Below are 14,780 nucleotides of genomic sequence, written 5' to 3'. Positions count from 1 at the left end.
TGGCGGCCGTGAAGCAATCGCTGAAGGAACTGCTGGACCTGCTCGACCTGGAGCAGATCGAGAACGACATCTTCCGCGGCCGCAGCCCCGAGGAGCGGCGGCAGCGCGTCTTCGGCGGGCAGGTGGCGGGGCAGGCGCTCGTCGCCGCTGGGCGCACCGTCCCGGCGAACCGGCCCGTGCACTCCCTGCACGCCTACTTCATCCGGCCCGGCGACCCGCTGGTCCCGCTCGTCTACACCGTCGACCGGGTCCGGGACGGGCGGTCCTTCACCACCCGCCGCGTCACCGCCGTCCAGCACGGCAAGGCGATCTTCACGCTGTCCGCCTCGTTCCAGATCACCGAGGACGGGCCGTCCCACCAGGCGCCGATGCCGGACGCGCCCGAGCCCGGGACGCTGCCGGACGGGCTGACGCGCCTCACCCCGCTGTTCGGCGAGGTCGGCGCCCGCGAGTTCGTCAACCGCCGCCCGTTCGACATCCGGCACGCGACGCCGCTGACGTGGGAGGCGGCGAAGGACCCGTCCCTCGCCACCCCCGAGTCCAAGGTGTGGCTGAAGGTGGACGGCGAGCTGCCGGACGACCCGCTGCTGCACGTGTGCCTCATGACCTACGCCTCGGACATGACGCTGCTCGACACCGTCCTGCTCAACCACGGCCTGGCCTGGGGCGACCAGCGGACGATGGGGGCCAGCCTCGACCACGCCATGTGGTTCCACCGGCCGTTCCGCGCCGACGACTGGCTGCTGTACTACCAGGACACGCCGTTCGCCGGAGGCGCGCGGGGCCTCGCCCGCGGCCAGGTGTTCACCCACTCCGGGGAGCTGGTCGTCTCGGTCATGCAGGAGGGCCTGATCCGGGTCTCCGACACCCGCCCGTGAGATGATCGCTCCATATGGGGCTCCCGGGAGGGTTCGACGCTCGGCGGGCGCCTCCGGTTCTGCGGAACGAGGGTGAACTGACCCACAAAACCGCAGGTCAAAAATATCTTGTTGATTTCGCGGGATCCCCGTACGCTCGTCGCGAGCAATCAACCGGCCGACCGGTGTGGATCTTGGATCCGCCGGCCCGGCCCGAGGTACCAGAGAGGTGGTGTGCAGTCCGGTGAGCAACACGTTGATGAAACTCGGGTCTTCCTGGACCGCCGCATGCCCTGGTGCCTCGATCTCCCGCGCCCTGATGACGCGCGTCTCGGAGCCCGGCCTGCCCGCCTACGGCGCGGCGTACGGCACGCGACTGCGTGACCAGCGCGGCACGAATTGGCGCGAGCAGCGCTTTGAGCAGCGAATCCAGGATGACCTGGGGCGGAGTGTCTTCGAACACCTTCTCGAGGACATGAGCGTCCCGGCTCCGGCCACGGCCCACGTGGGCGTCACCGCCAAGGGTGGCGTGTCGGGTCCGTACCCCTGGAGGCGACCGGTTTAGCACGACGACCGGCAAGCCCCCAGGCCGCGGATCCAGACCGGATCCGCGGCCTTCTTCTTTGCCCAGACAACCCACCGACACGCCCGTTGAGATCCAACGAGAGGAACAAGGGTGACTGTGATGCAGGGGGCTCTCGCAGTGAGCGAGGAGGACCTCACGCTTCCGTGCCGGACCGACCCGGAGCTGTTCTTCGCCGAGGCTCCCGCCGACGTCGAGCTCGCCAAGGCGCTGTGCCTGGAGTGCCCGCTCCGCAAGGAGTGCCTCGCCGGCGCGCTCGAGCGCAAGGAGCCCTGGGGCGTCTGGGGCGGCGAGCTCTTCGTCCGCGGAGTGATCGTCCCGCGCAAGCGGCCGCGCGGCCGCCCGCGCAAGCACCCGCGCCCGGACGAAGTGGCGGTGTGAGGCACCTGATGCCCGCCACGACACTCGACCGGACCGACCCCGGAGGCGCGGCCCCCGTGCGGGGACCGCGCCTCCGGGCCGCCAGGGAGAACGAGATGACATTGCTCAGCCAGGACCTGTCCCGGGAGCGAATACCGGCGACCGTGCCCGACGAGCTGGCCGCCCGCGTCCGCGCGCTGCGGCGGGCCCGCCGGCAGGCCCGCACGAGGGCGTCGCGCGTGACCCGCGTCCTGCTCGCGCCGACCACGGGGGAGGCGTACGCGCAGGTGCCGGCGCCGCGGCACCGCCACTGAAGCCGACGGCCCGCCCGGTCGCAGGCCGCCGTCCGTCCTTTCTTGGATGGTTTGGCGGACGGCACGCCTCCCGGCGGGCACATGGAGCGCGTCCGGTGGCCCACTCACCGGTCGCGCGAAAGCCGAGGCCCCGCGCACCCCACCAGTGCGCGGGGCCTCGCTACGAGCGGAGGCCGCCTAACTGGTGATCAGTTCGCCGTCTTCGTCGTCGGCGAAGCCCGGGACCCACTTCAGGGACTCGGCGCGGGCGGGGATCTCGCATTCCAGCTGGCACAGGACGCCGGTGCCCGCCGACAGGACGCGGTGGATGATCACGTACTCGGGTGGCAGGTTCAGCTGCCGGACGACGTTGGAGGGGCGGAGGTCGGTGACCCGCGCGGCCATGTCGCGCAGCCACTCCCGGCTGAACTTGAAGGTCTCGTTGATGAACGGCTCGGTGATCGGGGCGAGGAACGCCTGCAGCGACTCGGCGTCGATCTGCACGCCCTCACGGATGAAGTCCTCCCGGCGCAGGGCCTCCTCGACCTCGTCGATGTCGGCCATCGTGCCGATGCGCAGCAGCAGCCCGAGCCGCCGCTGGAAGCCGCCGGGGATGCGGTCGACGGCGCCGAAGTCGAGGACGCCGAGCCGGCCGTCGTCCAGCAGCCGGAAGTTGCCGGGATGCGGGTCGCCGTGCAGCATCCCGGAGCGCTTCGGCCCGGAGAGCAGGAACCGGCAGTACAGCAGGGCCGCGTGGTCGCGGGTCTCCTGGTCGCCCGCACTGATGATCTTGGAGAGGGCGGTGCCGTCCATCCACTCGGTGATCAGGATGTCGCCGGACTGCGCGATGACCTCGGGGATGTAGAAGTCGGGGTCGTCCAGGTAGGCGTCCCGGAAGAGCCGCTGGGACTCGGCCTCGATCGTGTAGTCGAGCTCCTCGGCCACCCGCTCCTTGAGTTCGGCGAGCATCGCCTTGACGTCCAGGCCGGGCATCAGCACGCCGAAGAGCCGGCCGAGCCGGGCGAGCTGGTTGAAGTCGCTGATCAGCGCCTTGCCGGCGCCCGGGTACTGCACCTTCACCGCGACGGCCCGGCCGTCGTGCCAGACGGCGCGGTGCACCTGCCCGATGGACGCCGCCGCGGCCGGCTGGTCGTCGAACGACTCGAAGTAGTCGCGCCAGTCCTCGCCGAGGAACTGCTCCAGCACCGTGTGGACGGTCGCCGCGGGCAGCGGGGGAGCGGCCTCCTGCAGCCTGGTCAGCGTGGCGCGGTACGGCCCGGCGATCTCCGGCGGCAGCGCCGCCTCGAAGATCGAGAGCATCTGGCCGAGCTTCATCGCCCCGCCCTTGAGCTCGCCGAGCACCGTGAACAGCTGCTCGGCGGTCCGGGTCTGGATCTCCATCGCCACGGCCTCGGCCGATCGCCCGAAGGTGCGCTTCCCCATGCCGAGGGCGGTGCGCCCCGCGAAGCCGATGGGGAGGGACGCCAGCTTTGCTGACCGCGTCACCGCGCGGCGGGGAAGATCGCTCACGCCGACCATTGTCGGTGATGCACTGTCGTTCACGCCACAACCAAGCGCAAGTATCGCCGTTGTCAAACCGTGCGAACCGCTGTGACCTGGACGAACGCTGTAAGTGTGCGCTTTCTCACGCGGCCGGGGGCGGGCGGCGCGGGGCAGGGCGGGCACGATACGGTGCCAGCCATGTCCGAAACGCCTGCCGACGCGCTGCTGGTCGAGCGCCGGTCCGACGGGGTCGCCGTCCTCACGCTCAACGATCCCGATCGCCGCAACGCGATGTCGGACGAGCTGACCGCCGCGTGGAAGCGGACCATCGCGGAGCTGCGCGCCGACACCGGGCTGCGGTGCGTCGTGGTGACCGGCGCGGGGAGCGCGTTCAGCTCCGGGGGCGACCTGTCCTGGCTCGCCGACACCGGGGCCGTCGCCGTCCCGCCGCTGCGCGACCGGATGCTGGGGTTCTACCGGACGTGGCTGGCGATCCGCGACCTTGAGGTTCCGACGATCGCCGCCGTCAACGGGCACGCCGTCGGCGCCGGCCTGTGCCTCGCGCTGGCCTGCGACCTGCGGTACGCGGCGGACGACGCCAAGCTGCTCGCCCCGTTCACCGCGCTCGGCCTGCACCCCGGCATGGCCGCGACCTGGCTGTTCCCCGAGGTCGCCGGGCTGCCGCTGGCCCGCGAGATGCTGCTGGCCGGACGCGTCCTCACCGGCGCCGAGGCGGCCGAGCAGGGCCTGGTCAACCGGGCCTTCCCGCGCGCCGGCGTGCTCGCCGAGACGATCGGCGTCGCCGAGCGGATCGCCGGGCAGGCGCCGATCGCGACCCGGCTCACCAAGGTCGCGCTGTCGAACGGCGGCCACCCCGACATGGAGTCGGCGCTGCGCTGGGAGTCGCTCGCGCAGCCGGTCACCATGTCGTCCCGGGACATGTTGGAGGGGCTCGCCGCGCAGCGCGAGAAGCGCAGCCCGAATTTCACCGGCGACTAAAGCCGGGCATGCCGATCACGTCCTCTGCCGGGTTTGTGGAAACCCTCGAAGAACTGTCAAAAACATAGGGGTTGACCTGCGGTAACGTCAAACACCCCCTGTGGAGGACGCAAATTTTCGAGTACGGTTCTGGCGTGCCCCCAAACGTTGAGGTCCGCCGCAGCGCCAGACGGCGGCGAACCGTGTCCGCCTACCGTGACGGTGACAAGGTGGTGGTGATGGTTCCGTCCAGGCTGAGCAAGGCCGAAGAGGAACAGTGGATCGCGACCATCCTGAACCGGCTGGAAGAGCGGGAACGCCGCCGGCGGCCGTCCGACGCCGACCTTGAGGCCCGTGCCCGCGAGCTGTCCCGCCGCTACCTGGACGGCCGCGCCGACCCGGTCAGCGTCCGCTGGGTCGCCAACCAGCGCGCCCGCTGGGGATCGTGCACGCCCGACGACGGCACCATCCGGCTGTCCACCCGGCTGCGCGGCATGCCCGGCTGGGTCGTCGACTACGTCCTGGTCCACGAGCTGGCGCACCTGCTCATCCCCGGGCACGGCGCCGACTTCTGGGAGCTGGTCGGCAACTACCCGAAGGCCGACCGCGCCCGCGGCTACCTGGAGGGCGTCGCCGCCGCCGCGCACCTGCCCCTCGAAGCCGACAGCCACGAGGACGACGTCACCGGCATCCACCACGGCGACGGCCTGCACCCCGGCGACGAGTTCCCGCACGAGGCCGCCGGGTGACCGAGGCCCCCGGCCCCACGGCGCGTTTCGCCGCGGTGTTCGCCAGGCCCGCCCCGGAAGGGGCCCGCCCGGTGCCGCCCGGGATCGACCCGGAGGAGTTCCGGCTCGCGCTGCTGGAGGACACCTACGAGGTCGTCGCCGGGCTCGAACTGGTGACGTCCGCCCTTGTCCTGGACCCGCCCGACCAGCCGGACGCCGAGGCGGTCACCTGGCCCGGTACGCCGATCCTCCGCGAGCCCTCCCCGGCCGGAGCGTTCGCGGCCCTGCACGCCCTCGGCGCCGGCGCCGCCGCGCTGGTCGCGCCGGACGCCCCCGACCTGCCGCCGCTGCTGATCGGCAAGCTCTTCCGCGCGCTCGGCTCCGCCCCGGCCGCCGCCTGCCGGGCCGAAGGCGCCCTCGCCGGGGGGCACGGCCTGGTCGCCCTCGCCGCTCGCCTCCCGCTGCCCGGATGGCTGGTCACCGCCCTGCGGGACGTCGACCTCGACACCCCCGACGCGCTCACCCGGCTCCGCGCCGCCGCCCCCCGCCCCGGCCTGGTGCCGCAGGGGCCCGCCTGGCATCGCCTCCGCACCCTCGACGACCTGCGGCTTCTCGATCCCGGGCTGGAAGGGTGGGAGAACACCCGTGCCCTCCTGGAAGGGCATCCGCTCGGCCGCTGACGACGGCCCTCGACGGACGGGGCGAACGCCTCAGCCGCTCTGCGGCACCGCTCTCGCCACCAGCCGCCGGACGGCCTCGTCGGCGGACTCGGGCAGCTCGTCCACCGGGAACCAGCGAAGATCGTCCGACTCGTCCGACAGCGCGTGCCGGGCCCCGGGCGGGGCGACCGCGACGTACTGGACGTCCAGGTGCCAGGTGCCCTGCGGATGGCAGCGCACCTCGTGCCGGTCCAGCTGGACGGGCTCGGGCAGCAGCCGCAGGCCCGGGATGCCGGACTCCTCGGTGGCCTCCCGCAGCGCCGCGCCCGCGAGCGACAGGTCGCCGGGCTCGCAGTGCCCGCCGAGCTGGAGCCACGCCCTGACCTTCGAGTGCAGGGTCAGCAGCACCCGGGTGCGGGACGCGTCGAGGACGGCGGTGCTGGCCGTGATGTGCCCGTCCGCGCACTCGCGCCACAGGCCGTCCGCGGGATGCTCCTCCAGGTGGCGCAGGAACCGGAGCCGCAGCCGCTCCTGCGGGTCGTCCGGCGCCTCCCAGGACGACAGCACCCGCACGGCGTCCCTGTACAGGAACCCCGGCGTCAGCGACCACGATCCGGACGCGTCCGGCGACCGGAGCACGGCGCCCGCGTCGGGCTCCGCGGACGGCTCGCCCGGTTGCCGCCGGGCACCGGGCGCCGCCGCGGGCGGCTCCGCGTCCGGAGTGCGGCGGACGGGGCCCGCGGCCGGCGAACCGGCGCCGGGCAGCCCGGAGGCCGGAGGCTGCGGGTCCGGCGGCCGCGCGTCCGATCGCTTGCGGCCCCTCCGCGACACGCGCCTCATGCGCGGCCGATACGCGGGTAGCGGGAGTTGTCGGGACGGCGGCGGCGGCGCTCCTGGTCGATCGGCCGCTGCCAGCACAGGCTCGCGCGCGCGATCCGCCGCCTGATCACGTTCGTGGACGAGCCCGGCTCGTACCGGCAGCCGTTCACGCGCGACGGACGGGACCTGCTCATGCGCGCGGCCCGCCGTCGCCGTCCGGGCCCCCGGCGTCGTCGTCGGGCTTGGCGTCGTCGTCAGGCTTGGCGTCGTCGTCAGGCTTCGCGTCGTCAGCCGGCTCGGCGTCGTCAGCGGGCTTCGCGTCGTCGCCCGGCTCCTTGGTCAGCTTGGACAGGTCGAGGTCCGACAGGCCCTCGATCTCGTCGTGCCCGTGGACGAACCCCTCGGGATCGTCGAGGTCGGACGCCGTCGGGAGCAGGTCGGGATGGTCCCAGACCGCGTCTCGGCCCTGGGTGCCGCGCGCCTCGGTCAGCGACCGCCACAGCGCCGCCGCCTCCCGCAGCCGGCGCGGCCGCAACTCCAGGCCGACCAGCGTCGCGAACGTCCGCTCCGCCGGGCCGCCGGTCGCGCGGCGCCGCCGCACCGCCTCCGCCAGCTTCACCGATCCGGGCAGCCGGCCCTCCGCGGCCTCGTTCACGACCGTGTCGACCCAGCCCTCGACCAGCGCGAGCGTGGTCTCCAGGCGCGCCAGCGCCGCCTTCTGCCGCGGCGTCTCCTCAGGCTGCAGCTGGATCTCGCCGCCGAGCGCCTCCTGGATCGCCTCCGGGTTGCTGAGGTCGAGCCCCTGGACGGCCTGCTCGATGCCCGACAGGTCGACGGTGATGCCCCGCGCGTACTCCTCGACCGCGCCCAGCAGGTGCGAGCGCAGCCACGGGACGTGGGCGAACAGCCGCTGGTGCGCCGCCTCGCGCAGCGCCAGGTACAGCCGCACCTCGTCGCCGGAGACCTCCAGCCCCTCGCCGAACGCCTCGACGCCGGCGGGCAGCAGCGCGCCGACGCCGTCCGGCGCGAGCGGCAGCCCCACGTCGGCGGAGCCGGTCACCTCGCGGGCCAGCGCGCCGAGCGCCTGCCCGGCCTGGCCGCCGACCATCGCCCCGGCCATCTGCTTGACCATCCCGATCAGCGGGCCCGCCATCGCCTGCACGTCGGCGGGGATCTCGCCGCCGCCGAGCGCGCCGCCCATCGACTCGACCATGCGGGACGCGATCGGGTCGCACACCTTCGCCCACACCGGCAGCGTCTGCTCGATCCACTCCGACCGGCTCCACGCCTGCGGCGTCCGGATGCCGGCCGGCAGCGTCGTGCGCTCGTCCAGCCACAGCTCGGCCAGGCGCAGCGCCTCCTCGACCTGGCGGCGCTCGGTGTCCACCACCGAGGGGTCGCCCTGCTCCACCACCGAGTGCCGGGCGATGTTCTTGGCCAGATCCCAGTTCAGGGGGCCGCCACCCGCGCCGCCCGCACCCTGCGCGCCGATCATGTCGGCGAACCGGTGCAGCATGTCGGCGAACTGCGCCATGTCGCCGCCCATGCCCTTGAATGGATCCTGGGGCCGGTCGTCGTCGTCACCGTTGCCGGGACGGTTGAAGCCGAACGGAGTGTCACTCATCGGTTTGCCCCTGGGATGCATGATGGGCTCATATCCGCAACGTTAGCCGGTCCCGGCAAGGTCGCGTACACAAGGAAGGGGGCACCTCCGTGGCAACGGGCAAGGTTCGCCCTCGGCGTAGCAAGGGCCCGGTCGTCGCCGTCACCGGCGCGGCCACCGGCGCGGGGCGGCTGCTGGCCGCCCGGCTCGCCGAACGGGAAGAGATCCGCAAGGTCGTCGCCATCGACGGGCACCGCGGCGACGTGCCCGGAGTCACATGGCGTGTCGTCGACATCCGCGACCCGCTGCTGTCGGGACGGCTCTCCGACGTGGACGTGATCGTCAACCTCGACATCGAGCACTCTCCGGACGTGGACCCCAAGGAGCGCCGCACCCACAACGTCCGCGGCGCGCAGACCGTCGTCACCGCCGCGGCCGCCGCCCGCGTCCGCCGGGTCGTGCTCGTGACCTCCGCGATGGTGTACGGGGCGGGTCCCGCAAACGAGGTGCCGCTCGACGAGGACGCGCCGCTGCTCGCCGAGGCCAGCACCTCCATCGCCGGCGACCACCTGGAGATCGAGGAGCTGGCCGCCGCCGCGCCGCTCACCCACCCGGGGCTGGACGTCACCGTCGTGCGCCCCGCCGCGCTCGCCGGGCCCGGCGTCGACACCGTCATCACCCGGCACTTCGAGTCGCCCCGGCTGCTGTCGGTCAAGGGCAGCACGCCCGGCTGGCAGTTCTGCCACGTCGAGGACCTCGCGTCCGCCCTCGACGTCGTCGTCACCGGCGAGGTGACCGGGCCGGTCGCGGTCGGCTGCGAGGGCTGGCTCGGCCCCGAGGAGGTCGGCGAGATCACCGGCAAGCGGCCCATCGAGCTGCCCGCGGCGCTGACGTTCGGGATGGCGCAGCGGCTGCACCGGCTCGGCATGACCCCCGCCCCCGCCACCGACCTGCACTATGTCGCCTACCCGTGGGCCGTGGACTGCGCGCGGCTGCGGGCCGCCGGCTGGAAGCCGATGTACGACAACGCCGCCGCGCTCCGCGCCGTGATGGAGGAGACCGCCGGACGGCACGCCGTCGTCGGGCGCCGCGTCGGCGGCAAGGAGGCCACCATGGCGACCGCCGCGGGCGCGACCGTCGCCGCGATCGGCGCCGCCGCCGCGATCCGGCGCGCCCGCAAGCGCCGCCGGTAGGCCGGGCCGGTCGGGCCCGTGCCCGCTCAGTCCGACGGCGGCGTCGCGCTCGGCGAACCTGACGGGGACGGCGAACCCGACGGGGACGGCGAACCGGACGGGCTCGGCGACGGGCTGGGCGCGGCCTTGCCCGCGGCCGCCAGCGCCGCCTGCGCCTCCTTGATCCGCTTCCAGGCGTCGCCCATGCCGGGATAGTCGCCCTTCTTCTGGGCGTTCTCGTAGTCCGTCACGGCCTTCTGCAGATCGCCGATCGCCTTCTGCGCCTCCGCGCTCAGCTGCTGCCCGGACGGCGGCGCCGTCGGGTTGGCCGGCGCCGCGCTCGCCCCGCCGAGGACCTGCTTCAGCGCGTCCTCCAGCGTGTCGGCCGCGGCGATGCTCTCCCCGTAGCGCACCAGGATCTTGCCGAGGATCGGGTACGGCTGCTGCTCGGAACCGCCCGCCGCCTTCGTGTACATCGGCTCGACGTACAGCAGGCTCCCCCCGAAGGGGATCGTCAGCAGGTTGCCCGGGACGGTCTTCGTCCCGCCCTGTCTCAGGTAGAACAGGTCGTTCTTCACCTTCGAGTCCGTCTCGAACGAGTTCTGCACCTGCCCCGGGCCCGCCGGCTGCGCGTTCCGCGGCATCTGCAGGATCTCGATCTGCCCGTAGTCGCTCCCCGGCGTCGACCCGACCGCCATGAAGGCCGCCAGTTGGGGGTTGCCCCGCGGGTTGAACACCGTCGTCAGCGAGAACGCCGCGGCGTCCTGGCCCGGCATCCGGAGGCTCTGGTAGTAGGGCGGCTGCCGCTTGCCCTTGGCGCTCGGGTCCTGCGGGACCTCCCAGAAGCCCTCGCCGTTGTAGAACGCCGACGGGTCCGTCACGTGGTACTTCGTGAGGATCTTCCGCTGCACCTTGAACTGGTCCTGCGGGTAGCGGAAGTGCGACTCCAGCTCCGGCGGGATCGACGAGCGCGGCTGCACCGTCCCGTCGAACACCTTCATCCACGTCTTGGTGATCGGGTCGTTCTCGTCCCACTGGTACAGGTGGACGGTGCCGTCGTAGGCGTCCACCGTGGCCTTCACCGAGTTCCGCAGGTAGTTGATGTGGTCGTCGGCCTGCCGCGCCACCGCCGACCGCGTGTCGGTGATCGTGTCGCGGGTGGCCTCGCCGAGGCTCATCTCCTCCGAGTACGGGTAGCTGTTGGACGTCGTGTAGCCGTCCACGATCCACAGGATGCGGCCGTTCACCACCGCCGGGTACGGGTCGCCGTCCAGCGTCAGCCACGGCGCGGCCTTCTGCACCATCTCCCGCGGCGACCGGTCGTAGAGGATCTTGGCGTTCTTGTTGATCGCCCCCGACAGCAGCAGGTTCTTGTCCCCGAACTTCGCCGAGTACAGCAGCTTGTGCATGAACGAGTCGATGGGGACGCCGCCCTGCCCGTCATAGGTGTTGCTCTGCTGCCCCGACTGGCTGTTGTCCGGGTAGTTCAGCTCCTGCTGGCCGCGCCCGCCGACCACCGAGTACCGCGGCGACCGCTCCCCGAAGTAGATCTCCGGCTGCGCCACCCTGATCCCCTGGTTCGGGGACGCGGGCATGTCCCGCGTGATGAAGCTCGGCTCCCGGGACGCGAACCGGTCCCCGAAGGCGGACACGAACCCGTAGCCGTGCGTGTAGACCATGTGGTCCTTCACCCAGCTGCGCTGCCCCGCCGGAGCACCGGACAGCTCGCGCAGCGCCACCACCGTGTCGACCGGCTTGCCGTCCACCTGGTAGCGGTCCACGTCCAGCGTGTCGGGGAACCGGTAGAACGGGCGGATCCGCTGCAGCTGCTGGAACGTCTCGCCCACGACGTTCGGGTCGAGGACGCGCACGCCGCCCAGGCTGTCGGCCTCCTTCTGCAGCTTCGTCTTGTCGGTCACCGGCTGCGACCCGTACGGGACGACCCGCGCCCCGTCCACCCCGTAGGCCATCCGGGTGTACTTGATGTTCCGCTCGATGTACCGGCGCTCCTTGGCCAGCTGGTCCGGCTTCACCTGGAACTGCTCGATCAGCAGCGGGTACACCCCGCCCAGCAGGATCGCCGACAGGACCAGCAGCGTGAACCCGACCCCGGGCAGCATCATGCCGCGCCGCAGCAGGTTGCCGAAGAACATCGCCGCGCACAGCAGCGCGATCACGAACAGGATCGTCTTCGCCGGCAGCAGCGCGTTCACGTCGGTGTAGGCCGCGCCCGTCGCCACGCCCCGCTCGGAATGCACCAGCCCGTACCGGTCGAACCAGTACGCGACCGCCTTCAGCAGGATGAACACGCCGAACAGCACCGACAGATGCGCCCGCGCGGGCGGGCTCGCCTTGTCGCCCGGCCCCTGCAGCCGCAGCCCCCCGTACAGGTAGTGCACCATCACCGCGGCGATGATCGACAAGATCACCGTCGCGAAGACCACCCCGAGGACGAGGCGCAGGAACGGGTACGTGAAGACGTAGAACGACACGTCCTTGTGGAACTGCGGATCCTCCACGCCGAACGGCGTCCGGTTCAGGAACGCCAGCCACACCGGCCACTGGCCCGCCACCGACGAGCCGGTCAGCACCCCGAGCAGGCCGAGGAGCGCGCCCGAGATCAGGCGCCGCCGCGGATCGATCACAGCCCGGTACCGCTCCAGGCCCTGCTGCTCGACCGACAGCGGCCGGTACGCCGGGCGCAGCCGGTACGCGACCAGCACGTTCGCGCCCACCACCACCGTCATCAGCAGCCCGGCGCCGAAGAAGAGGACGAGTTTGGCCTGCAACTGCGTCGTGTAGACCGACGAGAAACCGATCGACCGATACCAGAGCAGATCCGTGTACATGGCCGTGAGGACCATGAAAGCGACCAGCAGCACGGCAAGCGCCACCAGAACCGGCAGCGCGAGCCGGGTACGTCCGGAACCGAGCCGGCGCCCGAAACCGGGAGTCCGGAAGGTCAAGAGGCCCCTCCGATCGAGATCTCGCCCACCGGCCTCCCGCCGGTGCTGTAGATGCAACTTACCGACTGGCACGGGGGTTCCCGCATTCCTCCCGCCCGGAAGGGGGAAAGATGGGCCCGTGAGTCTTCTGGAAGAAGTCGTGCTGGACCTGGAACGTCATTCGGCTCAGGAGGGCTGGGACACCGCCCCCCGCCTCTACGCCCTCGTCCGCAGCACCGAACTGCGCCGCGCCGAACCCGACCTCGCCGACCAGCTCGGCCTGCACCCCGACGCTGACACGCTCGCCGCGCTCGAACAACCCGCCCTCCCCGACCGGGACACCGTCGAGGACGCCCTCGCCACCATCGCCTGGCCCGACGCCGTCGAAGGCTGCGCCCTCGTCCTGGAACGCGTCGTCCTGCCGCCCGGCGCCGAGGACGAGATCCCCGAGGACGAGGACGAGGCCGCCGCCTACGCCGCGTCCCACCCCGGACGCGAGGACGTGCGCATGGTCGTCGGCGTCCTGCGCGGCGGCGCCCGGCACTCCGCCCTCAGGCTCCGCCGCCACGACACCGACGACGAGGTCCTCACCGGCCCCGACCTCGTCCCGGCCCTCGCCGAAGCCCTCGCCGCCACCCTCGAACCCGACGAACCCGGCACGCACCCGCAGGAGTAGCCCCGCCGGGAGGTAGCCTGCGGGACGTGAGCCACAGCGCCCCGCAGACCGGCGGAGACGTCATCAAGCTGATCGGCGTCCGGGACACCCCGCTGTCCGTCGACGAGGTCTACGCCGCCGTCGGCGCCCCCGGCGCCGGCGGCACCGCCGTGTTCGTCGGCACCGTCCGCGACACCGACCACGCCCGCGCCGTCACCGCCCTTTTCTACAGCGCCCACCCCACCGTCGAACGCGAACTCCGCGCCGTCATGGAGAAGGTCGCCGCCGACTTCCCCGTCCTCGGGCTCGCCGCCCTCCACCGCGTCGGCGACCTGGACATCGGCGACATCGCCGTCGTCGTCGCCGCGTCCTGCCCCCACCGGGGCGAGGCGTTCGCCGCCTGCCGGCGCCTCATCGACGACCTCAAGGCGACCGTCCCCATCTGGAAGCACCAGACCTTCGCCGACGGCGGCGACGAGTGGGTCGGAGCCTGCTGAGCGCCCGAACCGCATAGAGTTTCCGGCATGTCTCGTCGTGCCACCACGCTCAGCGTCGCGAGCGTGCTCGTCCTTCTCCTCGCCGTCATCGGCTCCGTCATGCGCGTCCCCTACGTCGCGCTGATGCCCGGACCGACGCGCAACACCCTCGGCACCGACGACAAGGGACAGCCCCTCATCAGGATCGAAGGCCGGCGGACCTACCCGGTCGAGGGGAACCTCAACTTCACCACCGTCACCTACCGCGGCGGCCCCGGCGGCCGCATCGACCTGTTCACCGCCCTCCGCGGCTGGATCGCCGGCGACACCGCCATCGTCCCCGAAGAGACGATCTTCCCCAAGGACGAGTCGCCCAAGCAGGTCGACCAGGAGAACACCCAGGCGATGCAGGACTCCCAGCAGAGCGCCGAAGCCGCCGCCCTCCACCAGCTCCGCATCCCCGTCACCACCCGCGCCGTCGTCGACGGCGTCCAGAAGGGACGCCCCGCCGACGGCGTCCTCAAACCCGGCGACGAGATCACCGCACTCGACGGGGCCAAGGTCACCAGCGTCTCCCAGATCACCGGCGCCATGGCCAAGCACAAGATCGGCGACAGCGTCCAGGTCACCTACAAGCGCGCCGGCACGGAGCAGAAGGCCACCATCAAGACCGCCGCCGACCCCACCGGCAAGCGCGCCGTCGTCGGCATCGTCCTGTCCGACCAGTACAAGTTCCCCTTCAAGATCGACATCAGCATCGGCGACATCGGCGGCCCCTCCGCCGGCCTCATGTTCTCCCTCGCCATCGTCGACAAACTCACCGAAGGCCCCCTCACCCGCGGCGCCTTCATCGCCGGCACCGGAACCATCACCCCCGAAGGCCAGGTCGGCCCCATCGGCGGCATCCAGCAGAAGATGATCGCCGCCCGCCAGGCCGGCGCCACCGTCTTCCTCACCCCCAAGGACAACTGCGCCGACGCCATGAACGCCCGCCCCGACGGCCTCCGCCTCGTCCGCGCCGACACCCTCGACACCACCCTCAAGGCCATCGACGCCCTCAACACCGGCCAAGGCGCCGTCCCCGCCTGCACCAAATGACCCGCACCCGTCCCGACCACTCCGCCCCATGCCATAGACTCGAACCATCAC

The 14,780-nt window shown here is 72.2% G+C and carries 16 protein-coding genes; 11 read left to right on the top strand and 5 right to left on the bottom strand.

What is annotated here, in order from left to right; translation table 11 throughout:
• Positions 1–8 precede the first annotated feature (8 nt).
• The 4 genes from tesB to BM339_RS23520 all read left to right on the top strand — a co-directional run bounded on the left by tesB (position 9) and on the right by BM339_RS23520 (position 2,114).
• On the top strand, positions 9–878 hold the full coding sequence (gene tesB / locus BM339_RS23535; protein WP_021595738.1) for an acyl-CoA thioesterase II: 870 nt from the start codon (positions 9–11) through the stop codon (positions 876–878).
• Positions 879–1,101: 223 nt separating this feature from the next.
• Positions 1,102–1,422 carry a hypothetical protein gene (locus BM339_RS23530; RefSeq protein ID WP_143118567.1) on the top strand — a complete coding sequence of 107 codons (321 nt, stop codon included), beginning with the start codon at positions 1,102–1,104 and terminating at the stop codon, positions 1,420–1,422.
• 120 nt (positions 1,423–1,542) lie between these two features.
• Entirely contained in the window at positions 1,543–1,821 is a 279-nt protein-coding gene (locus BM339_RS23525) for a WhiB family transcriptional regulator (protein WP_052357680.1), read from the top strand.
• Positions 1,822–1,916: 95 nt separating this feature from the next.
• Entirely contained in the window at positions 1,917–2,114 is a 198-nt protein-coding gene (locus tag BM339_RS23520; RefSeq protein ID WP_143118566.1) for a hypothetical protein, read from the top strand.
• Between the two features lie 177 nt (positions 2,115–2,291).
• Here the strand turns inward: BM339_RS23520 and BM339_RS23515 are convergent, their stop codons facing one another.
• Positions 2,292–3,623 (bottom strand): ABC1 kinase family protein, encoded by a 1,332-nt coding sequence (locus BM339_RS23515; RefSeq protein ID WP_075022274.1) that lies wholly within the window; start codon positions 3,621–3,623, stop codon positions 2,292–2,294.
• Positions 3,624–3,794: 171 nt separating this feature from the next.
• Between BM339_RS23515 and BM339_RS23510 the strand changes: the two genes are divergently transcribed.
• The 3 genes from BM339_RS23510 to BM339_RS23500 all read left to right on the top strand — a co-directional run bounded on the left by BM339_RS23510 (position 3,795) and on the right by BM339_RS23500 (position 5,982).
• Positions 3,795–4,595: an enoyl-CoA hydratase/isomerase family protein gene (locus BM339_RS23510; RefSeq protein WP_021600291.1), complete on the top strand. Its 801-nt coding sequence runs from the start codon at positions 3,795–3,797 to the stop codon at positions 4,593–4,595.
• A 182-nt stretch (positions 4,596–4,777) separates the two neighbouring features.
• The gene (locus BM339_RS23505; RefSeq protein ID WP_021600290.1) at positions 4,778–5,323 is read left to right on the top strand and encodes a M48 metallopeptidase family protein; all 546 of its coding nucleotides are present in this window, start codon (positions 4,778–4,780) and stop codon (positions 5,321–5,323) included.
• Positions 5,320–5,982 (top strand): hypothetical protein, encoded by a 663-nt coding sequence (locus tag BM339_RS23500; protein WP_256255424.1) that lies wholly within the window; start codon positions 5,320–5,322, stop codon positions 5,980–5,982. Before BM339_RS23505 ends, BM339_RS23500 begins: the two co-directional genes overlap by 4 nt.
• Before the next feature lie 30 nt (positions 5,983–6,012).
• On the opposite strand, the gene BM339_RS23495 is transcribed toward BM339_RS23500, so the two are convergent.
• The 3 genes from BM339_RS23495 to BM339_RS23490 all read right to left on the bottom strand — a co-directional run bounded on the left by BM339_RS23495 (position 6,013) and on the right by BM339_RS23490 (position 8,404).
• A complete protein-coding gene (locus BM339_RS23495; protein WP_052357685.1) occupies positions 6,013–6,564 on the bottom strand; it encodes an NUDIX hydrolase in 552 nt (183 codons plus the stop codon).
• Between the two features lie 233 nt (positions 6,565–6,797).
• Positions 6,798–6,974, bottom strand: a complete 177-nt coding sequence (locus tag BM339_RS50010) for a hypothetical protein (RefSeq protein ID WP_161791035.1) — start codon at positions 6,972–6,974, stop codon at positions 6,798–6,800.
• A complete protein-coding gene (locus BM339_RS23490; protein WP_075022210.1) occupies positions 6,971–8,404 on the bottom strand; it encodes a zinc-dependent metalloprotease in 1,434 nt (477 codons plus the stop codon). The genes BM339_RS50010 and BM339_RS23490 overlap by 4 nt, the downstream gene beginning before the upstream one ends.
• 89 nt (positions 8,405–8,493) lie before the next feature.
• Between BM339_RS23490 and BM339_RS23485 the strand changes: the two genes are divergently transcribed.
• The gene (locus tag BM339_RS23485; RefSeq protein WP_021593930.1) at positions 8,494–9,576 is read left to right on the top strand and encodes an NAD-dependent epimerase/dehydratase family protein; all 1,083 of its coding nucleotides are present in this window, start codon (positions 8,494–8,496) and stop codon (positions 9,574–9,576) included.
• A 26-nt stretch (positions 9,577–9,602) separates the two neighbouring features.
• On the opposite strand, the gene BM339_RS23480 is transcribed toward BM339_RS23485, so the two are convergent.
• On the bottom strand, positions 9,603–12,521 hold the full coding sequence (locus tag BM339_RS23480) for a UPF0182 family membrane protein (RefSeq protein WP_075022209.1): 2,919 nt from the start codon (positions 12,519–12,521) through the stop codon (positions 9,603–9,605).
• 118 nt (positions 12,522–12,639) lie between these two features.
• Between BM339_RS23480 and BM339_RS23475 the strand changes: the two genes are divergently transcribed.
• The 3 genes from BM339_RS23475 to BM339_RS23465 are packed head-to-tail and all read left to right on the top strand — an operon-like array spanning position 12,640 to position 14,729.
• On the top strand, positions 12,640–13,176 hold the full coding sequence (locus tag BM339_RS23475) for a PPA1309 family protein (protein ID WP_075022208.1): 537 nt from the start codon (positions 12,640–12,642) through the stop codon (positions 13,174–13,176).
• Between the two features lie 26 nt (positions 13,177–13,202).
• Positions 13,203–13,652, top strand: a complete 450-nt coding sequence (locus BM339_RS23470) for a molybdenum cofactor biosynthesis protein MoaE (RefSeq protein WP_177287760.1) — start codon at positions 13,203–13,205, stop codon at positions 13,650–13,652.
• 27 nt (positions 13,653–13,679) lie between these two features.
• A complete protein-coding gene (locus tag BM339_RS23465) occupies positions 13,680–14,729 on the top strand; it encodes a YlbL family protein (protein ID WP_024935771.1) in 1,050 nt (349 codons plus the stop codon).
• Positions 14,730–14,780 lie beyond the last annotated feature (51 nt).

Source organism: Actinomadura madurae, from assembly GCF_900115095.1.
Lineage (GTDB): Bacteria > Actinomycetota > Actinomycetes > Streptosporangiales > Streptosporangiaceae > Spirillospora > Spirillospora madurae.
Note: the sequence above shows the minus strand (reverse complement) of the source record. Positions and strands in the feature narration are given on the sequence as shown.